The following is a 21,242-nucleotide window of genomic DNA, read 5'->3' as shown; positions in this document are numbered from 1 at the left end:
TGCCGCGTGCTGACACGCCTGCCAGAAGATGGTTACCAGGAAGGCAAAACCGGAATCGGGCCATCGGCCTCGATATGCCGGGCCTGGCCGCGGGCCAGCCATTCGATCAAGCCTTCGCGGTCCGAGCGCACCTTCAGCGCGCCATCGCCGATGACCCATTCGTCGCCCTCTTCGGTCACCAGCGTCATGCCCGGAGCGTTCTTCACGCGCATAGTCCGCACGGCGGCCTCGACGGCGTTCTCCTGGGAATCCGGATCGGCTTCCTCGATGGTCCACGCGGTATCCAGATCATGGTGGTGGATGACCACCTCTGAGATGCGCAGGGCCACGATGGAGGTCGCCGGAATGATCTTGCCGTGAAGGTCCACCTCTTCCACGGCCAGTTCGCCGCTGAGCCGTTCGCACTGCTCGGCGAAGTATGCGGCGGCGTCCTGGAACTTCTTGACCAGTTCCTCGCGCGGCAGGGCCGCCAGCTCGTCGATCTCCGCGTCGCGGGCCTCGCGCGAGGCGTAGAGCTCCTGCGGTTCTCCGCTGGTGGCCCAGTCGATGAGCTTGACCAGGCTCCGGCCGTTGGAGGCCAAATGCGCAATGACCTGCGCCCGGCTCCAGCCTTCGCACAGCGAGGCAGCGGCCATTTCTTCGGTGGACAGGGTTTCGATCGTGGCCGACATCATCGCGGTTTCGCGGTTGAGCCGTGACATGTCCGAGTGCAAACGAGCAGTATTGATCATGAAGTCACCCTACCAACGCGGGCGCTCCAGCAGTACGGGTTACGCCATAGATATCGAAAGCGACTCGATTCATATCCGCGCCGTGTGGGCACCGGCGGTGCCTGGCTGCGACGGCAGGAAGCTGTCCAGCAGAACACGTGCCAGGCATGCTTCTTCAGGAACCAGCAGCCACGTAGCCTAGGGGGAGAAGCAAACGACCAGGAAAGCAGTCCGATGGCGAAGAAAAAGAAGAAGCAGAAGCCCAAGCAGGGGCATCCGGCACGCCTGCAAGAGGGCGTGGTCTCCCTGGACCGGGTGAAGGTGGGGCGCGGCCTGGACGCGCTCACGCCGCAGTTCGTACGCTGGTTCTCCGAGAACCGCGATGACCCAGAACTGGCCCTGATGGTCCTTGCCGCAGTGCGCGAAACCCTGGGCATCTACGCCGAAGTCGTGGGCCTGGACAAGGTCACCGATTTTGATCCGCCCAAACTGCTGGCAGTGCTCAGCTCGATGATTGAATTCGAAGAGGCCGAGAATCCCGATGCCGCCGATAATGGGCTGGGAACCATGATCTATATGGCCTGGGTGGATTACGTCGAGTTCTTGCGCGATGCCGGTCTGTGGGAGCGCGAGGCCGAAAGCCTGGAGTGGTTCCGGAAGTCGCTGGAAGCCCAGGATCCATTCGCCGGTGATGACGGCATCGATGAAAACGATGAAATTGACGAGATCATGGCATCTGACGAGGCCTCTCAAGCGGCCCTGGCTGAAATCGCCGCCATGCCGATCAGCAAGCTGGGTCGTGCCTTCTTGGCTTGGACCCTCACCGAGGGCAAGAATCTGTGGGCCAGCTTGCCGGCGCCTGAATTCATGGAAACGGCCGCAATAGCGCTCGCCGACCAGTTGCCTCCGGAAGTCCATGAATCGCGCAGGGGCCTGATGGTTGCGGTCGTGCTCTCGGCACTGGAATCGGTCAGCGCCATCAAGCTGCCCGAACAGGGCAAGCCGGAGCGCGGCGTGACGTACGAAGACATCATGCAGCATGAAGATGCCGACTCCTTCGAGCCGAACTTCTACTTCATCCAGGCCTGCCTGGACTCGTTGCTGGAAAAGCCGGAAGACGGTGATGAAGCCAGCCTTGAAGCCTGGGGGCTGGCAGCGTTCTGGATCGTCGAGGGAATCGAAGGCAACCCGCATCGCGTGGCTGACCCGCGAGATGATCAATGGTCGCCAAAGGTATGGGAAACCGCGCATGTGCGCATGCATGAACTGCGCGTACTTGGCCTTATCGAAGACGGTGAAGCGTACTCGGTGCCCACCATCGTCCGCCTGGCGATTACCGACGTTGAACAGGACCTGCTCGATGAGGATGAATTCGACGACACCGATCTCGACGCGATGTTCGGCCCGGACGATGACGAGCCGAAACGCCTGAAGCGCGAAACGCCGTATACCGGCAAGGTGCTGCAGCTGAAGCTGACCCTCAGGGACGCCAAGCCGCCGATCTGGCGTCGCGTGCTGGTGCCCGTGGACCTGAACCTTGGCGACCTGCACGACATCATCCAAGCGAGCTTCGACTGGTACGACGGGCATCTGCACAGCTTCTACGAGGGTGGCTTCGGCGGCACTTCATATGGTCCAGAGATTGACGACATGGACTACCAGAAAAACGAAGCGGAAACCCTGGTTTCCTCGTTGCTGCAGAAGGAAAAAGACCGCCTGGATTACCTGTACGACTTCGGGGACAATTGGGAAGTGCGCATCGACGTCGAGAAGATCCTGGATGCCGATGGCGGCCAGCTGCCGCGATGCACCGGCGGCCGGCGCATGGCTCCGATGGAGGACAGCGGCGGGATCGGTGGCTGGGAAGCCAAGCTGGATATTCTCGATGATCCGACGGACCCGGAGTACGAGGAAGTGCAAGACTGGCTTTCGAACTTCGGTTACGAAGAGGAATACGAGATCGATCCGGCGTATTTCAACAAGGACGAAGTCAATGCCCACCTGGAGTTCGAGTTCTAGGCGGCTGATTCAAGCCAGGGAACATGCCGGTGGGTTGCCAAGCTTTCAAGCTTGGCAACCCACGGGCATTTTTGGTTTTCGGCTGGTTGGCCCTCTGGCCTAGTCGTCGTCTAGCGCGGCTCCATGCGGTGTCGCTCCGCCTTCATCGGTCCAGTCCTGGCCAACTTCATCATTCAAAGCAGGGTCGGAAATGGTATCGGGCTCTTCGGCCTCTGCCTTGTGCAGTCGGGCTTCAGGGTTGTTCTCGCTCATAAATCCATCCCTCTCGTTGCTTGGAATGCCAACCTAGCAAGAACCGGCGGGCATCAGAAGCTGCAGAACCCGCTTTTCAGGAACCCCTAAGGTAATCGTCAGCGCGCTTGGCTCGGGGCCACAGTCGATGCACGGATAACGAGCTTGGGAGTGAAAACGAATTGCTCGCGGACCGCTTGGTCGCCCGCTTCTGCTTCGCGCAGCAAGACGTCAACAGCGGTTCGCCCGATTTCTTCTGCTGGCTGGCGCACGGTGGTAATCGGGATGACGGCCGACTCGGCGAAGTCGATATTGTCGTATCCCACCAGAGCAATATCCTCGGGAACGCTGAGTTCCCCGGACATCACCAGGGCCTGCAGGATGCCGAACGCGAGCAGGTCGTTGGCCGCAAAGATCCCGTCGGGGCGCTGTGCAGGATCCATGGCAAGAATACGCTCTCCGGCTGCCCGTCCTTCCAGCACAGTCAGGTTCTTGGTAGGCATGTGCTCCAGCACGGCATCCGGGGCTTGCGCCAATACCGATTGGGCCCCCGTTAAACGGTGCTGGACCTGTTCGATGCTCTGCGGTCCGCCGACGAAGGTGATCCGCTTTCTGCCAATGTCCAGCAGGTGCCGTACGGCAATTCTTCCGCCTTCCACATCGTCCACGGAGACCGATGAAAAGCTGCGGTCGCCACTTCCGCGGTCCACCAGCACCACTGGCGTGCCCGCTTCGCGGATCCGCCAGAGCCGGCTCAAGTCGCTGTGCAAGGGGGAGATGAGTACTCCGGCGACGCGTTGCTCTTCGAAGAGATCCAGCAGTTGCTGTTCGGTGCTCAGGGAATTGTCGCTGGCTCCCATCAGCACGGTGTAGCCGTTGTCCAGGGCGCGATGCTGGGCGCCCTGGGTGACGTCCATGAAGAACGGGTTGCGTGCATCGAGGACGACGAGCCCGAAACTCCGGCTGCGGCCGGCACGCAGTTGCCTGGCCGCATCGTTGCGGACAAAGCCGAGCTTCTCGATGGCTGCGGTGACCTTGGAAACGGTGTGTTCGGAAACAACCTGGGGCCGGTTGAGCACGTTGGAGACGGTGCCTACGGAAACGCCCGCCTCGGCGGCAACTTCCTTGACGCTGACGGCCACAGAGCTTTCCTGTTCTTCGGTGAGTTGTTCTTCTGCGAGTATAACTGGCGCACGGATGGGAACTGGAATCCCGACAGCTTTTTGAAAGGATTCAAAAGAATGCGGCATTCGCTCGACCAACCGCTTGCAATTCAAGTGTGACCTGCTCTACACTCGAATTTCGAAGCGATTGAAACGATTCATTTTTGTGCAAAACGAATCGGATCGCACAGTTTTGCCCACCCAGTTCCAGCGGTCCGGAAGAGTAGTACGATGCGAGTTTGCTTTCAATTGCAGGTCAATCCCGACCTGATCGACGAGTATGTGTCGCGCCACCGGGAAGTGTGGCCGCAGATGCTCCAAGCCATCGAAGAAGCCGGGCGTCGCAACTACTCACTCTTTCTGCGCGAGGACGGGTTGCTGATCGGCTATTACGAAACCGATGACGACAGCGCTGCCCAGGCCGCCTTGGACTCCGACCCGCGCACCGCAGCGTGGGAAGCGGAAATGAGCCGATTCTTCCTCAGCCTGGGCGGCCGGCCAGATCAGCAAGCGCCGCGCCTGCGCGAGGTCTTCAATCTCGAAAACCAGCTGGCCGCACTTGCCGCATCCCAGCAGTAGAAGCCCGCAGAATTACTAGAAATGGAGAGTTCCATGAGCTCGAAGCTGAGCCCTGAGCACCTGCAAATCCTTGACCGCCTTGCCATCGAAGTCCCTTCCTGGGCCTATGGAAACTCGGGCACCCGCTTCAAGGTCTATTCGACCCCCGGGACCCCGCGCGATCCCTTCGAAAAAATCGCCGATGCGGCTGAAGTCAACCGATTGACCGGACTGGCTCCCTCGGTGGCCCTGCACATTCCGTGGGACAAGGTCGAGGACTTCACCGTGCTGCGCGAGCATGCAGAAGGCCTGGGCGTCAGCCTCGGAACCATCAATTCGAATACCTTCCAGGATGACGACTACAAGTTCGGCGCCTTGACCCATGAGGATCCGAAGATCCGCCGCAAGGCAATCGACCACCACCTCGAATGCATCGACGTAATGGATGCCACCGGAAGCCAGGACCTGAAAATCTGGCTGGCAGAGGGCTCGAACTATCCAGGCCAAGCGGATATGCGCGGGCGCCAGGACCGGCTAGGCGATTCGCTGGCCGAAATATATGCGCGGCTTTCCGGAGACCAGCGCCTGGTGCTGGAGTACAAGTTCTTCGAACCGTCCTTCTACCACACCGACGTGCCCGACTGGGGAACGTCCTATGCCCAGGTTGCGGCCTTGGGGGATCGGGCCATGGTTTGCCTGGACACCGGGCACCATGCGCCAGGCACCAATATCGAGTTCATCGTGATGCAGCTGCTGCGGCTTGGCAAGCTCGGATCCTTCGACTTCAATTCCCGCTTCTACGCGGATGACGACTTGATCGTTGGCTCGGCAGACCCGTATCAGCTGTTCCGCATCATGGCCGAGGTGATCCGCGGTGGCGGACTGGACCAGGACACGCCTGTGGCCTTCATGCTCGATCAGTGCCACAACGTGGAGAACAAGATCCTGGGCCAGATCAGAAGCGTCCAGAATGTGCAGGAAATGACGGCCCGGGCGTTGCTGATCGACCGCGTAGCGCTGACTGAAGCACAGATTTCCGGTGATGTCCTGGCCGCCAACGAGATCTTCATGGATGCCTTCTACACCGACGTGCGGGCCGACCTGGAAGCATGGCGCGCAACGCGCGGCCTGCCAGCCGATCCGCTGCAGGCCTTCCGCACCTCCGATTACCAGAGCCGAATCGAAGCATCGCGCGCTGGTGGCGTGCAAGCAGGATGGGGAGCCTGATCATGAGCACCGCAGCAAAGAAGCGCGGCATCTCCGGGTGGAAAGCCACCATTGCCGTAGCCATGAGCAATTACATAGAAGCCGGAGCCATCATTGCGCTGGCCACCAGCCTCAGCCTGTGGCAGGGCGCGTTCGGATTCGACGACGCGCTGGTCGGTGTCATCGCTGCCGTGTCGGCCAACGCGTTCGGCGCGGCCCTGGGTGCACTGATCGGCGGACCGCTCTGCGACCGTCTGGGCCGCAAGTTCATCTATACCTACGACCTGATCGTGTTCATGGTCGGCGCCCTGATGATCACCTTCTCCTCCGGTACGAGCCTGCTGATCATCGGCGTGGTCCTCATGGGCATTGCCGTGGGCGCAGGCGTTCCAGCTTCCTGGACCTACATTGCCGAGGAGGCTCCGCAGGAATCGCGTGCTGCGCACGTGGGCACCGCTCAGCTGGCGTGGTCGATTGGCCCAGCCATCGGCTTCGCGCTGGCGATCCTGGTTGAGCCTTGGGGCGTGAACGGCTCCCGGGCAATCTTCTTCCATCTTTTCCTGATCGCCGCTGTCACTTGGTGGGTCCGCCGCGGATTGCCCGAGTCCAGGAGGTGGAAGGAGCAACGCGCCGCGGAAACGGCAGCTGGCGTGAAAGCCTCGTTCTTCTCCGGCATGCGCGGGCTGCTGGCCGACCGCCGCAACTGGAGCGCGCTCTTCTTCCTGCTCGGCGTCTATGGGCTATGGAATACCGTGGCAGGGCAGGCCGGCATTTTCCAGCCTCGCGTCTATGCTGCCGCTGGCGTTGAATCCGCTACCCAGCAGAACCTGCTCCAAGTCCTGGTCTGGGTGCTGACCGCCGCCGCAACCTATTTCGGATTCATGAAATACGGAGACCAGGTCTCGCGGCGTTGGCTCTACTTCGGCGGCGCCCTGCTGGGTGTTGCGGCCTGGACCATGCTGATCTTCGCTCCTCCAGGTGCCTTCTCCCTGCTGTTCTACGCAGTGGCCTGGGGCATCTCGGCGGGCATCGGCGCGCAGGCTTTCTACGGGCTATGGACCGCGGAGCTCTTCGCCACGCGCTACCGCGCCAGTGCACAGGGCGTGCTGTTCATGCTTGCCCGGGTGCTTGTCGGACTGCTCTCGTTGGTGTTCCCGGTACTGCTCACCAACCTGGGCTTGGAAAAGCTTGGCCTGCTGATCATCGGCCTGCTGGTCGTCGCGTTGCTGATCGGCACCATTTGGGCGCCGGAAACGCGAGGCAAGTCGCTGGAAGAGATCGAACTGGAGCGCTATGGATATGAAACCAGGGCCACCAAAGTCGACGCCTGAGAACCACTGCCCCCATGCACACTAACGAGTCGGAAGACAAGAACACCATGAGCAACACCATCGCGACACGCACCACCGCACAGGAACTGATTCAACGATCCAACCGGTTGGGTGCAGACAAGAAGAACACCAACTACGCCGGTGGAAACACCTCGGCCAAGGGCACCGCGAAAGACCCGGTCACCGGTGAGCAAATTGAGCTGCTCTGGGTCAAGGGATCGGGCGGGGACCTCGGCACGTTGACCGAAAAGGGGCTGTCGACCCTGCGCCTGGACCGCATGCGCTCGCTGGTGGACGCCTACCCGGGCGTGGAGCGCGAAGACGAGATGGTCGCGGCCTTCGATTACTGCCTGCACGGCAAGGGAGGCGCCGCGCCATCCATTGATACCGCAATGCATGGGCTGGTCAACGCAAACCACGTCGACCACTTGCACCCGGACTCCGGCATTGCCATTGCCACTGCCAAGGACGGCCGGGAGCTGACCGCAAGGATCTTCGGCGACAAGGTGGCTTGGGTTGAGTGGCGCCGCCCCGGCTTCCAGCTGGGACTGGATATTGCCGCGATCAAGGACGCCAATCCGCAGGCCGTGGGCTGCATCCTCGGCGGCCATGGCATCACCGCCTGGGGCGATACCTCCCAGAAATCCGAGGCCAACTCGCTGTGGATCATCGACACCGCCGCTGCCTACCTTGACGAGCACGGTGCACCGGAGCCCTTCGGTCCTGTGGTTCCAGGATTCGAGCCGCTGGACGAGGAGGGACGCCGGACCCGCGCCGCCGCATTGGCCCCGAGCATCCGCGGCCTGGCCAGCACCGATAAGCCCATGGTGGGGCACTTCAGCGATGACCAGCGAGTCCTGGATTTCCTCTCGCGCCAGAAGCTGGCGCAGCTGGCGGCCCTGGGCACCAGCTGCCCGGACCACTTCCTGCGCACCAAGATCAAGCCGATGGTGCTGGATCTTCCCGCTACCGCAGGCGTATCGGAGCAGATCGCTCGCCTGGAAGAACTGCATGCGCAGTACCGTGCTGACTACCAGGCCTACTACGAGGCCCACAAGGACCTGGACTCCCCGGCGATGCGCGGGGCCGACCCGCTGATCGTGCTGGTCCCGGGCGTCGGCATGTTCTCCTATGGGGCGAATAAGCAGACCGCACGGGTCGCTGGCGAGTTCTACCTGAATGCCATCAACGTCATGCGCGGCGCCGAAGCGGTCTCCAGCTATACGCCGATTTCCGATGCCGAGAAGTTCCGCATTGAATACTGGGCGCTGGAGGAAGCCAAGCTGCAGCGCATGCCCAAGCCCAAATCCCATGCCGGGCGCATCGCCCTGGTCACCGGTGCCGCGTCGGGCATCGGCAAGGCCGTGGCTCAGCGGCTGGCAGCCGAGGGAGCCTGCGTGGTCATCGCAGACCTGGATCTGGACAAGGCGCAGGCCGCCGCGGCCGAACTGGGCACCGCAGATGTGGCCGTTGGCGTCGCCGCCAACGTGGCCGATGCGCACGCCGTGCAACGTGCTATCGATGAGGCGGTGCTGGCATTTGGCGGATTGGACCTGGTGGTGAACAACGCGGGCCTCTCGCTTTCGAAGCCCTTGCTGGAAACCACCGAGGCCGACTGGGACCTGCAGCATGATGTGATGGCCAAGGGATCGTTCCTGGTTTCCAAGGCCGCGGCCAAGGTGCTGATCGAGCAGAAGCTCGGCGGCGATATCATCTATATTTCCTCCAAGAACTCGGTCTTCGCAGGTCCGAACAATATTGCCTACTCGGCCACGAAGGCCGACCAGGCGCATCAGGTGCGCTTGCTGGCCGTGGAATTGGGCGAGCATGGCGTGCGCGTTAACGGCATCAACCCCGATGGCGTAGTGCGCGGCTCCGGGATCTTCGCCTCCGGCTGGGGTGCCCAGCGTGCGGCGACCTATGGCGTGGCAGAGGAGGACCTGGGGCAGTTCTACGCAAACCGCACGATCCTGAAGCGCGAGGTCATCCCGGAGAACATTGCCGATGCCGTGTTCGTGCTGACCGGGCCGGAACTGACCCGGACCACCGGATTGCACATTCCGGTGGATTCCGGAGTGGCGGCAGCCTTCCTGCGATGAGCAAGCAAGCAGAGAGCGCGCCGGTCGCAGCTATCGACCTCGGCGCCACCAGCGGACGTGTCATGATCGGCCAGATGGTGGACGGAAAGCTCCAGCTCACTGCCGTCCACCGTTTCGCCAACGGACCGGTTCCGCTGTCGAGCCTGGAACCAGGGGCGCGGCAAGAAGCGCTGGCCTGGGATATCGATGAGCTCTGGGCGCAAATTCGCCACGGCCTCTCGCTGGCTTTCGCGCAGCGCGGGGATATCGCCAGCATCGGGGTGGACTCCTGGGCGGTGGACTATGCGTTGCTCAAGGACGGCAAGCGCCTGGGAGAAGTGCGGCATTACCGGGATCCGCGCAATGAGCGCGCGGTTGCTGCGCTGGAACAGAAATTCAGCCGGCGCGAGTTGTTTGCACGCAATGGGCTGCAATTCCTTCCGTTCAACACCGTGTACCAGCTGCAAGCCGAGAAGTTGGAAAACCGGTTGGCGGACGCCGAGGAGCTGCTGCTGGTTCCCGACTATTTCAACTGGATGCTCACAGGGCAGCGGCGCAGCGAGTGGACGAACGCTTCCACTACCGGGTTGCTGAACCACAGCACCGGTACATGGGACGAGGATCTGGTTGCTGAACTGGGGCTTTCGGGAAAGCTCGCGCAGCTAGTGCACCCTGGCCAGCCGGTGGGCGCACTGCTGCCCGAGCTGGCTGCGGAATTCGGAGCCAGCCACGAAGTCCAGGTAGTAGCGGTCGCTTCCCATGACACGGCCAGCGCAGTGGTCGCGACCCCGCTCTCCAGCGGGCGATCCGCCTATATCTCTTGCGGAACGTGGGGATTGGTTGGTGTGGAGCTGGACCGCCCGGTACTCACCGAGCAAGCGCATCAAGCGGGATTCACCAACGAGCTGGGGCTGGATTCCAGTGTCCGGTTCCTGAAGAACGTCGCCGGAACCTTTCTGCTCAGCGAGTCGATCCGCCAATGGAACGACGACGCGGAAGCCGCCGGAAGGGAAGAAACCAGCTTGGAGCAGCTCCTTGCCGAGGCCGCGGAATTGCCTGTTCCCCAGGTGCTGATCGATCCTCAAAGCGAGCGGTTCCTGGCTCCTGGCCAGATGGCCCAGCGCATCTGCGATGCGGTGGAAGCCGCCGGCGGGCAGCGCCCGTGCTCACCTGCCGAAGTGATCAGGGTGGTCGTCGAGTCGCTGGCTCAGAGTTTCGCCCGCCAAGCTGCAGAAGCCGCGCGGTTGGGAGGATTCGAGCTGGAGAACATCCATATTGTCGGGGGCGGCTCGCAAGGCCAGCTGCTGTGCCAGCGCACTGCAGACCATGCGCGCGTGCCGGTCATTTCCGGACCCGTGGAATGCACCGCCCTGGGCAACGTGCTCGTGCAGTTGCAGGCGGCTATGCCTGCGGGCGGTGATGCATTGAACCTGCGCGACGTGGTGCGCGACTCGGTGCCGCTAGGCGCCTACGCCCCGTCGCAGGCCCTGAAGCTGGCCTAGATCCGTGTGGGATATCTAGGCCGTCGTCGACCCTCCAGCCCGATGGGGCTGGAGGGTCGAACTTTTTACACCTTGCGCTGCACGAATACCACGGCATCCTCCAGGGTCGCCGGATTGCCATCGGGACCGATGATGGTGCGTTCGCGGACCTCGGCGCACAGCACCTCCCACTGCGCCGGATCCAGAGCCAAAGCTTCCAGTTCTTCTTCGGGGCTGGGGAACACTGGCATCTGGTGATCGGGCTTGCTGGCGAAGGACGGCATCGATGCATGGGACAGGGCCAGCAGGTGGCCGCCGGGTGCGACCAGGGTCGCTGCCTTGCGCAGGAAGCCGGTGCGAGGGAATTCAAAGGGTGCCTGGAAGAAGCTCAAGGTCACCAGGTCGAAGGTTTCCCCGGTATTCCACGCAGCCAGATCCGAGGCGATGAAGCGGGTCTGCCCCGCGTCCAGGCCGTGCTTGGCGGCTTCTTCCTGCGCGCGCTTCACCGCGGTGGGCGAGATGTCGACTCCGGTAGCCTTCCAGCCGTGGGTGGCCAGCCACAGCGCATCGCCTCCCTCCCCGCAACCGATATCCAGCGACGTGCCGGGGGCCAGCGGGGCGACAAGGTTCTCGATGACCTGGTTGACCTTGCCTGACCAGACCCGCTCGGACTGGCCGTAGTGGTTCTCCCAGAAGGCGACATCATCATGTTCTTTGGTGTGGTGTTCGTGGTGGTGGCTCATTTTCGTTGTTCCCCATTCGTCAGTAAGGCCGTTGTTATCGACCCTACTGACGATCGACCCCATGCGCGATCAGTTTTGCGCCAGAGGCAAGAATCGCTGCTCCTACCTTGCACTGACCTTGCCGAAGAGCCGGGCTATGGATGCGAGGATCATTGGCCGGCAGGCCAGCCAGGCGCCGGCGATTACGAGCAGCGAGAGCGCGAAGAAGAGCAGTCCGGCCCAGTTATCCGCGTACGCGGCTGGATCCGTGGAACCCTGGGCCGCGTACATGTGGTTCAGGTTGCGCAGCGCCCCGGTGGAGAACACCAGGATCACGTGCACGAGGATGAACACAGCGAAGTACAGCATGGTTGGGAAGTGCAGCGCGCGGGCAACCTCGATCGGGTACTTCGCGGTCAGTGCTGGCATGTTCTTCGGCCAGAAGGCGCTGAGCCGGAAGCCGGTGATCGCCGCCACCGGGGCCGCGATGAACACGGTGGTGAAGTAGGCCAGCTGCTGCAGCGAGTTGTAATTCACCCAGCCGTTTTCGGTGGGCCAATCCAGCGTCAGGTACTGCAAGGCCGCCGAAATCGCGTTGGGGAAGACCTCCCACGACGTCGGGACGATGCGCATCCAGTGGCCTGTGGCGAACAGCAGCAAGAGGAACACCAGGCCATTGATGATCCACAGCAGGTCAAGACACTGATGCAGCCAGAGGTTGATGCTCACCTTCGGGCTGCGCTTCGACGACCAATAGGCAGGCGGCTTCTTCTGGTGCCTGACCAGCATGCCAGAACGGATGATCAGGACCATCAGGAAGAAGTTGAAGAAGTGGTTCCATGCCAGCCAGCCAGGGAACCCGAGAGGTGCCGAGTCCGGCAGGTGGTACTCACCCGGGTAGCGTTCCATGAATGACTCCACGGCATCGATGCCGGCAATGCCGCGGGCAACGAGCACCACGGCAGTGGCGATGCCCAAGGCGCAGAATGCGCCAAGGATTCCAGCCAGCACCCACTGCTTGGTCGTCAGCGGGCCATGCTTGGCCGCTTCTTTCTTGCTCTTCGCCGCTGCCTGGGGTGCCGGCTTGCTCGCGCGCCCGGCGGTCGACGCGTTACTTGCCGCGGCTGCTGGCGCGGCAGGTTCCTGCGCACCCATGCGGGTACGGGCAGGAGCAGCCTGCACCTCGGCGGCCGCAGGCTCCGAGACCAGCGCGGCGCCGGATGCCTGGCCCACCGGATCCGCGGGTGCTGCCTCTGCCCTCGGCGGGATGGCCGGTGCGGCCTGGGCCTGGGCAGCTTCCGCAACCGGTGCCGGCGGGAGCGCAGGCGCTGGAGCCGCTGGAGCTGCGGCAACAACGGGAGCTGCCACGAATGAACTTGGCGGCCACGGTTCTGCACCGGCGGTGCGCGGCAGGCCACGGCGAACTGCTGGTGCCCCGGCACTGGAAACCGCTGCGGCCGGGGCGGTACCCGCGGTGGCAACTGGTTCGGGGGCCGCCGGCGCTGATTCAGCTACCGGTTCGGCAACCGGTTCGCCAACTAGCTCGGCAACCGGCTCGGGTGCTGGTGCAGCGGAAGCGTTCTGCGATGCGGCTGGAGCGTTCGCGGCGACCGGCGTTCCCGCAGGCGGCCACGGCCCGCCGCCGGCAACCCGTGGCAGGCCCTGGCGAAGAAGCCCGGCAACCGCGCCCTGATCTGCAACAGGTTCCGCGGCCGGTGCGCTGGCTGCGGAACTAGCAGATGCTTGACCAGGCGTTGGTTCCGCAGAAACGGACGGGCCAACGGGCTGCTCGAGAACGGGTTCAGCAGCAGCCTCGACCACAATAGTCTCAGTCGGGACCGCGGCGCCTGCAGCGGGAGCGAACAGCTCGGCTGGCGGCCAGGGATCGCCGCCGGCGACGCGCGGCAGCCCCTGGCGGATGGATTGATTTGGTGCGTTCATGGCGATCAGGCCTTGCGTGCTTCCAAGGCGGAAATCAGCTGGGGCACGACCTTGAAGACATCCCCCACCACGCCGAAGTCGGCGATCTCGAAGATCGGCGCATCGGCATCCTTGTTGATGGCGACGATGGTCTTGGCGGTCTGCATGCCCGCCTTGTGCTGGATGGCTCCGGAAATGCCCAGTGCCACGTACAGCTGGGGAGAAACTGCCACGCCGGTCTGGCCCACCTGGGCGGCATGCTCGACGTATCCGGCATCCACCGCCGCACGCGACGCGCCCACGGCAGCGCCCAAGGCATCGGCCAGCTGGTGCACCAGGTCGAACTGCTCCGCGCTGCCCAACCCGCGGCCACCGGAGACCACGCGTGCCGCGGAACGCAGCTCGGGACGGGTGGATGCCGTTTCGGCCGTTCTCAGTTCCTTGACCTCGACCTCCGGCTTGCCGCTGGCGGCTACTTCCAGCGGGATCGCGCTCGCCGGTTGGGCCTGGGCACGCTCTTCGATGCTGCCCACGCGCACGGTGATCACCGGCGCGCCGAAGGTCGGGGCGCTGTGGGTCGAATACGCGCCGCCGTAGATCGAGTGGGCTGCGATGATTCCCTGGTCATCACGCGAAACACCGAGCGCATCGACGCTCAGCGCCAAGCGGTGGCGCACCGCGAAGCGTGCGGCCACTTCGCGCGAAGCCAGGGTATGCCCCAGCAGCACGGCTTGTGGCTGGATTTGCCCGAAGGCCTGCTGCAGCGCGTCAGCCATCGGCGCGGTCAGCACTGGAGAGTCGACGGCGGCGGTGAGTACCTGCGCGGCGCCAGACTCGCTGGCTTGCGCCGCCAGTGAATCAAGGGATCCGGCCGGAGCGGCGACAAGCGCTACCGGGGTGCCCACGGCAGAGGCGGCGCCGAGCAGTTCCGCGTGGTTCTTGGCCAGCGTTCCAGTGGCCGTGGTCTCGAGGAAAACAAGAATTGAATCAGAAGCAAAGGAAGTCATGGTTTTCTTTCCGCTCACACCAGGTTGTTCTTGACGAGGAATTCGGCCACTGCGTTACCGGCATCGCCGTCATCGGCAATGACAGTTCCGGCGGTGCGGGGCGGGCGCTGAGCCACCGAAACCATGATGGAACGCGCAGTATCCGCAGGCAGGGACTCGACGCCCAAATCGGCCAGGGACAGGGACTCGACCGGTTTCTTCTTCGCGGCCATGATGCCCTTGAAATTCGGGAAGCGGGCATCTGGCAATGCCTCGGTGATCGAAGCGACCGCTGGCAATGGAGCGCTGATCTGGGCGGCAGCGCCATCCAGCTCGCGCAATCCGCTGATCGCGCCGTCGGCAATTTCTACCGAGGACAACGAGGTCGCCGCCGGAAGATCAAGCAGCTCGGCCAGCATGACCGGGAGCATGCCCGCGGAGCCGTCGGTGGACATGTTGCCGGTGAGGACCAGATCGTAGCTGCCTCGGCGCAAAGCCGCCGCCAGGACCTGCGCGGTGAGGACCAGATCGGCGCCGAGAAGCTCCTCGTCGCTGATATGCACGGCGCTGGCAGCGCCCATGGCCAAGCCCTTGCGCAGGGTGGCCTGAGCTGAATCCGGGCCCATGGTCAGCACGGTGATTTCAGTTCCAGGGTTCGCATCAGCATGCTTCAGCGCAACTTCCAAGGTCCGCTCGCCGATTTCATCGAGCACCACTTCTGAAGCGGCACGGTCGGCCAGGCCGGTCTCCAGATCCAGCCGGCGGTCCTCTCCGGTATCTGGGACTTCTTTGATCAAAACCGCGATCTTCATTATTTTCTCCCTCTTATCGCAGTAGCATCTGCCAGGACATCCGATGGCTGGAAATCACCAATGATCCGGGGCTTCGCGGACCACTGAAGCGGCCCCCCGCCGAAACTACTAGGAAATCCAAGTTCATTAATAGGCCACGGCGCAGATTTTCTGCAGAGCTGAAAGCATTGTGTCGCAGGCTACGTCTGTCTTTGCTGTTCATCTTGTCGGATTCAGCGCCATTGGTCAATGAAAGTGGACAAGAAAACAGCAAGTGAGCACCTTGAACACCAAAGGTCCACGGTCCGGCGGGGTCACCCGGGCACGCTTCCATGCAGGTGAGCCGCATCGCGCTATTCGCCCGGCTTCGGGCGGGCACCGTAGGCTTTAACCAGAGACCAATTTCGGAACCAAAGGACGGCTCATGGCCAGCAAAAAGCGTCAAGGCAAGAAGAACTCGGGCGCAGGAAATCCTGCCAAGGCGGCAGCACGCGGTCGCAGCGTGTTCCTGATCCAGGCTGAACAGCAGATCAATGCGCTTCGCCATGACTACACAACTTGGGTAGCGCAGCAGGTTCCTGCCTTCTCGCCTGAGCAGGCGGCGCAGGCAGCGGGCATGCAGCTGGACGTCATCGGGCAGATCGCAGGCCAGTACGCCGAGAACGCCCGCAGCTCGAACCTGTTCGACCTGGACATCGATGTCTTCGGCGAGACCTTGGCCGAGCACCTGGGCAACCTGCCGGAATCCTTGGCTCCGGAGCCGATCTTCACCACATGGCTGGAGTACTTCAGCTTCATCGAGCAGCGCATGCTCTGGCAGGGTCCTGCGGAGAACCTCGAAGCCCTGCGCGAGATGCTGGAAGATACGCTCAACGGTTTTGCCGAGGGCGACGCGGAGCTATGCGGATTGCTGCGCGAAACCAAGCTGTTCAGCCAGGTCAAGGCCTATGCCCAGGCAGTGGCCGAAGGCGTGGACATGGAGGACTTCAGTGCAGCAGCCGAAGCGCCGCGCGCCAAGGTATTGACTGCCGTTGGCCTGGACGCCGAAACCTTCGACCCGGAAGGCCCGGCGCCACTAGCCTTCAACTACATCTGGAGCGCCGGCCGGATGTCCGTCGTGGAGTCGGAAGGATCGGTGTTGCGCACGGATCCGGACGCCTACGAATTGCTGGTTGCCGGCGAGGAAGCGGGCAGCGCGCAGCTGCTCTTCGAGATGGCTGTCGGCTGCGTCCAGGCGCACCTGAACCCGACCTTCGATGTCACCTTGCGGGATGAAGCCCATTACCTGGTGCTGCGTAACCTGCTGGTCACCGCATCCACCGGCCGCGAAGGGGACTTGGAGGGCCTGCGCCGCAACTGCGGTCCGAAGATCTACGATGCCGTGCTTCCAGAAGCCCGCATCGCCATGGATTCCTTGGTCGGCTACGGTCTGATTTCCAAGGACGGCGAGCGCTACAGCATCGACGAGCGCCTGGTTCCGGTCATCTCCGCCGGCATCTCAGAGGTCGAGGCCTTCTTCGAAGAAGCCGAATAAGGCAGGGGATGATACCCGCAGAGGCACCAGTCTGCGGGTATCATCCAACCTAGGAAGATATTCGCTAGTAGCAAGCAGGCAATCGCTAATGGGCAAGAAAATCAGTTGGCCAATGAGCTGGCTGGCTGCAGCCAGCGGGATCCTCTTTGCGGTGCTGCTGCTGATCGTGGATCCGCTGATCGCGGATGCCCCATGGTGGTCCGAACCCGACCTGTGGGTGCCCTTGGCGTTCCCGCTGCTTCCATGGCTGGCAGTTGCCGGCGTGATGGCATGGCTGGGAAGCGCAACCGAGCACTGGCTGCACGCTCTGGTGTTCAGCTTCAGCGCCCTGGCCGCCGGGGTGGTTCCCGGCCTTTTCTGGACGCTACTGCTCTTTGACGCTTTCCCGGATTCCGCCAGCCCGCAGCTTCCCATGGCCGTCTCGCTATTCTCGGGTGCGGTGGCAATTGCGCTGGGAGCAGTTGCAGGCGGGCGGGCAATTTTCAGGCGTTTCAGGAAAGCCCGGCTGGCCGCCGTGGCGAACTAGGCGGCGGGGCGAAGCCCTTGGAGACTATCGAGCTTGGTCGTCCTGCCGCGAGGCAGCGATGGAGATCAGTTTCCGCAGCACCTCCAGGTCGATGTCCTCCAGCTTCTTCACGTACACGCAACCGGCTCCCTCGGTGTATTTGCCCAGCTGCGGCAAGAGCTGGGCGCCCTCGGGAAGGTCCTTCAGCCCGTACAGCGAGAGCTGGGCCTTGCGCGGCGAGAAACCGGTCTTAGGCCAGATGCCCGTGGTGCGCGCATTGGCAGGGGAGATATAGGTGTAGCTTCCGTAGCCCACCATGCTCGGCCCCCACATCACCGGCTGCTCGCCGGTAGCTTCGCGGAAGATTCCGTCCAGTTCGTGGCCGTCAACCCGGCGCTTGGCCGGGGTTGCCGCCTCAATGAATTCCTCCACACTGGCCTCAGTTGGAAGGGTCTTCTGACTTGTTGGCAAGTGATGCCTCCTCGGGTGCTCCAGGTGATTCGGCCTGGAAAATTGTCGACAGCTTGCGGTACTGGCTGGTGCCCATGGCCAGCAGCGCCACCACAATCATGATCAGCCCGCCGGCCAAGAATATCAAGGCGATGCCGCGGGCCTGGCCTTGCCCCACCAGCCAGCCGAATCGGTCGTCGCCCGCTGGCGAGCGCATGAAGGGGATGACCAGGTACTGGGCAATCGGCGCGATCAGGAAAGCGGTAATCGGCGCCGCGGCGGCTTCCATCATCTGGGCGAAGCCGAACACCCGGCCCTGGCGGCGGAAGGTGACCACCTTCTGGATCACCGTTTGCTCCGAGGCTTCCACCGCCGGGATCAGCATCATGTAGAGCCAGATGCCCAGCACATAGAGCCACGTCCATTCGCGGATGGTGAAGATCGCGCCGAGGAATCCCATGACGGCAACCAGCAGGAGCATGGTGCGGATCGGGTTGGCCCCCAGGCCGAACTTGGCGATGGCCAAGCCGCCGATGATGAAGCCGGTGGATGCCAGCCCGAAGGTGATGCCCCAGGCTTCGACCGGCATGATGGTCAGCCCGTAGGGATCCATCAGCGCCATGTAGGTGCCGCCGATGAAGTTGTTGAACATCGAGAAGATGATCAGCGCGAATAGGCCAGGGACGGCCATCACTGTAGTGAAGCCCAGGCGCAGGTCGCTGGTCTTGGTCCGCCCCTCCTCCTTTTCCGGTTCCTCCTCCGGGATGGAGATGCCCAAAAGGTGCAGCATCGTGACCACGACCATCACGATGGCAATGGCCAGCGTCCATCCCATCCCCAGCAGTCCGATGGACAGCCCGGAGAACACGCTGGTGATGATGAAGGCGATGCCCTGCACCGTGCCCACCAGCCCGTTGGCATTGGCATGGCGCTCGACCGGGATCAGCAAGGTGACCGTCGTGGACAGCGCGATGCCCCGCATCTGCTCCACGATCGCGCCGAACAGGATGACCAGGCAGAAGATCCAGAACTGCCATCCGCCGATATCCAGGATGTCCTTCGTGGGCAGCCAGAGGTAGATCAGCCCAGCCAGGGAAAAGGCCACAGCGGTGATCATCGCGGAGAAGACGAAGACCGATTTCTTGCGGTGGTTGTCCACGATCGTCCCGAAAACCATGGAGAACACGGAGATCAGCAGCATGAATGCGCCGCCGATGATGCCGGTGGCCATGACGTTCTCGGTCTCCAGGTACACCCAGAAGGTCAGCGCGAACCACAGGTAGCTGGTGGTGAGGTTCGCGACGGCGGTGTTGACCAGTATGTGCATGAAAGAGCGCTGGCCCTGCGGCGGAACTTCGGGGTTCTGGCCGTGGGCCGGCGGGAGATCAGGGGGTCCTTCATCGCGCATGGGCAAGCCTGCTTCGAAAAAGTGGCTGGTGGTCGTAGCAAAAGAATACGCCGATGCATTGATAGGCAACAGGTGTGAATTCAGACGATCGAAAACATAGTGGTCAGATGCCTAGCCCAAGCCTAGGCATAACCCTAGTGTGACCGCCCGCACTTTCTGCCAAGGTTGAATCCATGCAAACCGGCTGCAGCGGTTTCCCCTTTAAACGAGCATTGAATGGACGGAGCACACCACGCCATGACCGAGACCCTGAACGAGGTATCCAGCCTGCTGGATAACGCGCTGGTTGACAGCCCGGAAACCGGAGAGTTCCGCGCCAACCGAAATATCTTCACCGACGAAGAGATTTTCGAGATGGAAATGAAGCACATCTGGGAAGGCAACTGGGTGTACCTGGCCCACGAGTCCCAGATCCCGAACATCGGCGACTACTACACCACCAACATCGGCCGCCAGCCCATCATCATCTCGCGCAACAAGCAGGGCGAACTCAATGCGCTGATCAACGCCTGCAGCCACCGCGGAGCCATGCTCTGCCGGCGCAAGACCGATAACCGCACCACCTTCACCTGCCCGTTCCACGGCTGGACCTTCAACAACTCCGGCAAGCTGCTCAAGGTCAAGGATTCGCGGGGAGCTGGCTACCCGGAGCAGTTCAACAAGGACGGCTCCCACGATTTGACCAAGGTCGCCCGTTTCGAGAACTACCGCGGTTTCCTCTTCGGCTCGCTGAACGCCGATGTCCTGCCGCTGGAAGAGCACCTGGGCGAGGCCACGAAGATCATCGACATGATGGTTGACCAGTCCGAAGAAGGCCTGGAAGTGCTGCGCGGCGCCTCGACCTACACCTATGACGGCAACTGGAAGCTGCAGGCGGAGAACGGCGCCGACGGCTACCACGTCTCGGCCACCCACTGGAACTACGCCGCCACCCAGGCCCGCCGCGCCAACGGCGAATCCTCCAACGACACCAAGACCATGGACGCCGGCGGCTGGGACAAGCAGAAGGGCGGTTACTACTCCTTCGAGCACGGCCACCTGCTGCTGTGGACCGAATGGCTGGACCCGGCCAACCGCCCGCTGGCCGAGAAGCGCGACGAGCTGGTCGCCAAGTTCGGCGAAGCCAAGGCCGACTGGATGATCGGCATTTCGCGCAACCTGTGCCTGTACCCGAACGTGTACCTGATGGACCAGTTCGGCTCGCAGATCCGCGTCTTCCGGCCGATCTCCGTGGACAAGACCGAGGTGACCATCTACTGCTTCGCCCCGGTGGGCGAATCGGACACCGCGCGCGCGGCCCGCATCCGCCAGTACGAGGACTTCTTCAACGCCTCGGGCATGGCCACCCCGGATGACCTGGAAGAATTCCGCTCCTGCCAGAAGACCTACCTGGCCACCTCGGCGCAGTGGAATGACCTCTCGCGCGGCCAGGTCCACCAGATCACCGGCCCGGATGAGAACGCGGACAAGGTGGGCCTCAAGCCCATCTCCTCCGGAGCGCGCACCGAGGACGAGGGCCTGTACCCGATCCAGCACGGCTACTGGCTGCAGACCATGCGCCAAGCCGTGGATAACGAACGCGAAGCACAGAACTAAGGCCGAAGGGACAAGACAGATGAGCACCATCGCACTGACCGAGGCGCCGACTTCCAACGGCGCAGTCACCACCGCGGATATCGCGCAGTTCCTCTACCAGGAAGCCCGCTTCCTCGATGACCGGGACTTCGACCGCTGGCTGGACTGCTACCACCCGGAAGCCACCTTCTGGATGCCGGCCTGGGCCGATGACGAGCAGCTGACCGAAGACCCGCAGCGCGAGATCTCGCTGATCTACTACGCCAACCGCGGCGGCCTGGAAGACCGCGTCTTCCGCATCAAGACCGACCGCTCCTCGGCCACCTCGCTGCCCGAGCCGCGCACCGGGCACAACATCACCAACGTGGAGATCGTTGCCGTGGACGGCGACAAGGTGGACATCCGCTTCAACTGGTTCACCCTGTACTACCGCTACCAGAACGTGGACACCTACTTCGGCACCTCGTTCTACACGATCGACTACTCCGGCACCGCGCCGGTGATCACCGCGAAGAAGGTCGTCCTGAAGAACGACTACATCCACCACGTCGTGGACATCTACCACATTTAAGCG

19 protein-coding genes are annotated in these 21,242 nt (G+C 62.8%); 10 read left to right on the top strand and 9 right to left on the bottom strand.

Translation table 11 applies throughout. From position 1 onward, the window contains the following. Positions 1-32: 32 nt before the first annotated feature. Positions 33-731: a maleylpyruvate isomerase family mycothiol-dependent enzyme gene (locus tag ACIQTS_RS05410; RefSeq protein ID WP_402471890.1), complete on the bottom strand. Its 699-nt coding sequence runs from the start codon at positions 729-731 to the stop codon at positions 33-35. A 213-nt stretch (positions 732-944) separates the two neighbouring features. Here ACIQTS_RS05410 and ACIQTS_RS05405 point away from each other — a divergent pair, with 213 nt between their 5' ends. Then, on the top strand, positions 945-2,729 hold the full coding sequence (locus ACIQTS_RS05405; RefSeq protein WP_402471887.1) for a plasmid pRiA4b ORF-3 family protein: 1,785 nt from the start codon (positions 945-947) through the stop codon (positions 2,727-2,729). A gap of 99 nt (positions 2,730-2,828) precedes the next feature. Here ACIQTS_RS05405 and ACIQTS_RS05400 read toward each other — a convergent pair whose 3' ends face one another. Together ACIQTS_RS05400 and ACIQTS_RS05395 are read right to left on the bottom strand one after the other, a co-directional pair. Next, positions 2,829-2,981, bottom strand: coding sequence for a hypothetical protein (locus ACIQTS_RS05400; protein ID WP_166650735.1), 153 nt, complete (start codon positions 2,979-2,981; stop codon positions 2,829-2,831). A 98-nt stretch (positions 2,982-3,079) separates the two neighbouring features. After that, positions 3,080-4,102 carry a LacI family DNA-binding transcriptional regulator gene (locus ACIQTS_RS05395; protein ID WP_402471884.1) on the bottom strand — a complete coding sequence of 341 codons (1,023 nt, stop codon included), beginning with the start codon at positions 4,100-4,102 and terminating at the stop codon, positions 3,080-3,082. A 252-nt stretch (positions 4,103-4,354) separates the two neighbouring features. Between ACIQTS_RS05395 and ACIQTS_RS05390 the strand changes: the two genes are divergently transcribed. Genes ACIQTS_RS05390 through ACIQTS_RS05370 form a run of 5 tightly spaced genes read left to right on the top strand, consistent with a single transcriptional unit; the run spans position 4,355 to position 10,798 of the window. After that, positions 4,355-4,702, top strand: coding sequence for an L-rhamnose mutarotase (locus tag ACIQTS_RS05390; protein WP_105656501.1), 348 nt, complete (start codon positions 4,355-4,357; stop codon positions 4,700-4,702). A 33-nt stretch (positions 4,703-4,735) separates the two neighbouring features. Further along, positions 4,736-5,908 carry an L-rhamnose isomerase gene (gene rhaI, locus ACIQTS_RS05385; protein ID WP_402471881.1) on the top strand — a complete coding sequence of 391 codons (1,173 nt, stop codon included), beginning with the start codon at positions 4,736-4,738 and terminating at the stop codon, positions 5,906-5,908. Between the two features lie 2 nt (positions 5,909-5,910). Then, positions 5,911-7,218, top strand: coding sequence for an MFS transporter (locus tag ACIQTS_RS05380; protein WP_402471879.1), 1,308 nt, complete (start codon positions 5,911-5,913; stop codon positions 7,216-7,218). Between the two features lie 47 nt (positions 7,219-7,265). After that, on the top strand, positions 7,266-9,317 hold the full coding sequence (locus ACIQTS_RS05375) for a bifunctional aldolase/short-chain dehydrogenase (RefSeq protein ID WP_402472148.1): 2,052 nt from the start codon (positions 7,266-7,268) through the stop codon (positions 9,315-9,317). Further along, positions 9,314-10,798: a rhamnulokinase family protein gene (locus ACIQTS_RS05370; protein ID WP_402471877.1), complete on the top strand. Its 1,485-nt coding sequence runs from the start codon at positions 9,314-9,316 to the stop codon at positions 10,796-10,798. Before ACIQTS_RS05375 ends, ACIQTS_RS05370 begins: the two co-directional genes overlap by 4 nt. A 65-nt stretch (positions 10,799-10,863) precedes the next feature. Here ACIQTS_RS05370 and ACIQTS_RS05365 read toward each other — a convergent pair whose 3' ends face one another. The 4 genes from ACIQTS_RS05365 to ACIQTS_RS05350 all read right to left on the bottom strand — a co-directional run bounded on the left by ACIQTS_RS05365 (position 10,864) and on the right by ACIQTS_RS05350 (position 15,217). Continuing rightward, a complete protein-coding gene (locus ACIQTS_RS05365; protein WP_402471874.1) occupies positions 10,864-11,520 on the bottom strand; it encodes a class I SAM-dependent methyltransferase in 657 nt (218 codons plus the stop codon). Positions 11,521-11,622: 102 nt separating this feature from the next. Next, the gene (locus ACIQTS_RS05360) at positions 11,623-13,440 is read right to left on the bottom strand and encodes a cytochrome b/b6 domain-containing protein (RefSeq protein ID WP_402471872.1); all 1,818 of its coding nucleotides are present in this window, start codon (positions 13,438-13,440) and stop codon (positions 11,623-11,625) included. A gap of 5 nt (positions 13,441-13,445) precedes the next feature. Continuing rightward, on the bottom strand, positions 13,446-14,426 hold the full coding sequence (locus ACIQTS_RS05355; protein WP_400289819.1) for an electron transfer flavoprotein subunit alpha/FixB family protein: 981 nt from the start codon (positions 14,424-14,426) through the stop codon (positions 13,446-13,448). A gap of 14 nt (positions 14,427-14,440) precedes the next feature. Beyond that, the gene (locus ACIQTS_RS05350) at positions 14,441-15,217 is read right to left on the bottom strand and encodes an electron transfer flavoprotein subunit beta/FixA family protein (protein ID WP_402471869.1); all 777 of its coding nucleotides are present in this window, start codon (positions 15,215-15,217) and stop codon (positions 14,441-14,443) included. A 403-nt stretch (positions 15,218-15,620) separates the two neighbouring features. Here ACIQTS_RS05350 and ACIQTS_RS05345 point away from each other — a divergent pair, with 403 nt between their 5' ends. Continuing rightward, positions 15,621-16,730: a hypothetical protein gene (locus ACIQTS_RS05345; RefSeq protein ID WP_402471866.1), complete on the top strand. Its 1,110-nt coding sequence runs from the start codon at positions 15,621-15,623 to the stop codon at positions 16,728-16,730. A gap of 88 nt (positions 16,731-16,818) precedes the next feature. Beyond that, the gene (locus ACIQTS_RS05340; RefSeq protein WP_400289823.1) at positions 16,819-17,256 is read left to right on the top strand and encodes a hypothetical protein; all 438 of its coding nucleotides are present in this window, start codon (positions 16,819-16,821) and stop codon (positions 17,254-17,256) included. Positions 17,257-17,280: 24 nt separating this feature from the next. Here the strand turns inward: ACIQTS_RS05340 and ACIQTS_RS05335 are convergent, their stop codons facing one another. Further along, a complete protein-coding gene (locus ACIQTS_RS05335) occupies positions 17,281-17,706 on the bottom strand; it encodes a DUF1801 domain-containing protein (protein ID WP_402471864.1) in 426 nt (141 codons plus the stop codon). Beyond that, entirely contained in the window at positions 17,675-19,093 is a 1,419-nt protein-coding gene (locus ACIQTS_RS05330; protein ID WP_402471862.1) for an MFS transporter, read from the bottom strand. The genes ACIQTS_RS05335 and ACIQTS_RS05330 overlap by 32 nt, the downstream gene beginning before the upstream one ends. A gap of 237 nt (positions 19,094-19,330) precedes the next feature. Here ACIQTS_RS05330 and benA point away from each other — a divergent pair, with 237 nt between their 5' ends. Both benA and benB read left to right on the top strand, forming a co-directional pair. Next, the gene (benA, locus tag ACIQTS_RS05325) at positions 19,331-20,689 is read left to right on the top strand and encodes a benzoate 1,2-dioxygenase large subunit (protein WP_400289825.1); all 1,359 of its coding nucleotides are present in this window, start codon (positions 19,331-19,333) and stop codon (positions 20,687-20,689) included. A gap of 19 nt (positions 20,690-20,708) precedes the next feature. Beyond that, entirely contained in the window at positions 20,709-21,239 is a 531-nt protein-coding gene (benB, locus tag ACIQTS_RS05320) for a benzoate 1,2-dioxygenase small subunit (protein ID WP_105656489.1), read from the top strand. Positions 21,240-21,242 lie beyond the last annotated feature (3 nt).

This window comes from Glutamicibacter sp. NPDC090743 (assembly GCF_044769125.1).
Classification (GTDB): domain Bacteria; phylum Actinomycetota; class Actinomycetes; order Actinomycetales; family Micrococcaceae; genus Glutamicibacter.
The sequence above is the reverse complement of the archived record's forward strand: the minus strand, read 5'-3'. Positions and strand labels throughout refer to the sequence as shown.

What these genes read in the sequence shown, in the direction of transcription:
- ACIQTS_RS05370 (WP_402471877.1), top strand. Translation starts at nt 9,314, where the DNA reads ATGAGCAAGCAAGCAGAGAGCGCGCCGGTCGCAGCTATCGACCTCGGC.
- benA (WP_400289825.1), top strand. Translation starts at nt 19,331, where the DNA reads ATGACCGAGACCCTGAACGAGGTATCCAGCCTGCTGGATAACGCGCTG.
- ACIQTS_RS05410 (WP_402471890.1), bottom strand. Translation starts at nt 731, where the DNA reads ATGATCAATACTGCTCGTTTGCACTCGGACATGTCACGGCTCAACCGC.
- ACIQTS_RS05355 (WP_400289819.1), bottom strand. Translation starts at nt 14,426, where the DNA reads ATGACTTCCTTTGCTTCTGATTCAATTCTTGTTTTCCTCGAGACCACG.
- ACIQTS_RS05390 (WP_105656501.1), top strand. Translation starts at nt 4,355, where the DNA reads ATGCGAGTTTGCTTTCAATTGCAGGTCAATCCCGACCTGATCGACGAG.
- ACIQTS_RS05400 (WP_166650735.1), bottom strand. Translation starts at nt 2,981, where the DNA reads ATGAGCGAGAACAACCCTGAAGCCCGACTGCACAAGGCAGAGGCCGAA.
- ACIQTS_RS05405 (WP_402471887.1), top strand. Translation starts at nt 945, where the DNA reads ATGGCGAAGAAAAAGAAGAAGCAGAAGCCCAAGCAGGGGCATCCGGCA.
- ACIQTS_RS05375 (WP_402472148.1), top strand. Translation starts at nt 7,266, where the DNA reads ATGAGCAACACCATCGCGACACGCACCACCGCACAGGAACTGATTCAA.
- benB (WP_105656489.1), top strand. Translation starts at nt 20,709, where the DNA reads ATGAGCACCATCGCACTGACCGAGGCGCCGACTTCCAACGGCGCAGTC.
- ACIQTS_RS05345 (WP_402471866.1), top strand. Translation starts at nt 15,621, where the DNA reads ATGGCCAGCAAAAAGCGTCAAGGCAAGAAGAACTCGGGCGCAGGAAAT.
- ACIQTS_RS05340 (WP_400289823.1), top strand. Translation starts at nt 16,819, where the DNA reads ATGGGCAAGAAAATCAGTTGGCCAATGAGCTGGCTGGCTGCAGCCAGC.
- ACIQTS_RS05365 (WP_402471874.1), bottom strand. Translation starts at nt 11,520, where the DNA reads ATGAGCCACCACCACGAACACCACACCAAAGAACATGATGATGTCGCC.
- ACIQTS_RS05380 (WP_402471879.1), top strand. Translation starts at nt 5,911, where the DNA reads ATGAGCACCGCAGCAAAGAAGCGCGGCATCTCCGGGTGGAAAGCCACC.
- ACIQTS_RS05350 (WP_402471869.1), bottom strand. Translation starts at nt 15,217, where the DNA reads ATGAAGATCGCGGTTTTGATCAAAGAAGTCCCAGATACCGGAGAGGAC.
- ACIQTS_RS05330 (WP_402471862.1), bottom strand. Translation starts at nt 19,093, where the DNA reads ATGCGCGATGAAGGACCCCCTGATCTCCCGCCGGCCCACGGCCAGAAC.
- ACIQTS_RS05360 (WP_402471872.1), bottom strand. Translation starts at nt 13,440, where the DNA reads ATGAACGCACCAAATCAATCCATCCGCCAGGGGCTGCCGCGCGTCGCC.
- rhaI (WP_402471881.1), top strand. Translation starts at nt 4,736, where the DNA reads ATGAGCTCGAAGCTGAGCCCTGAGCACCTGCAAATCCTTGACCGCCTT.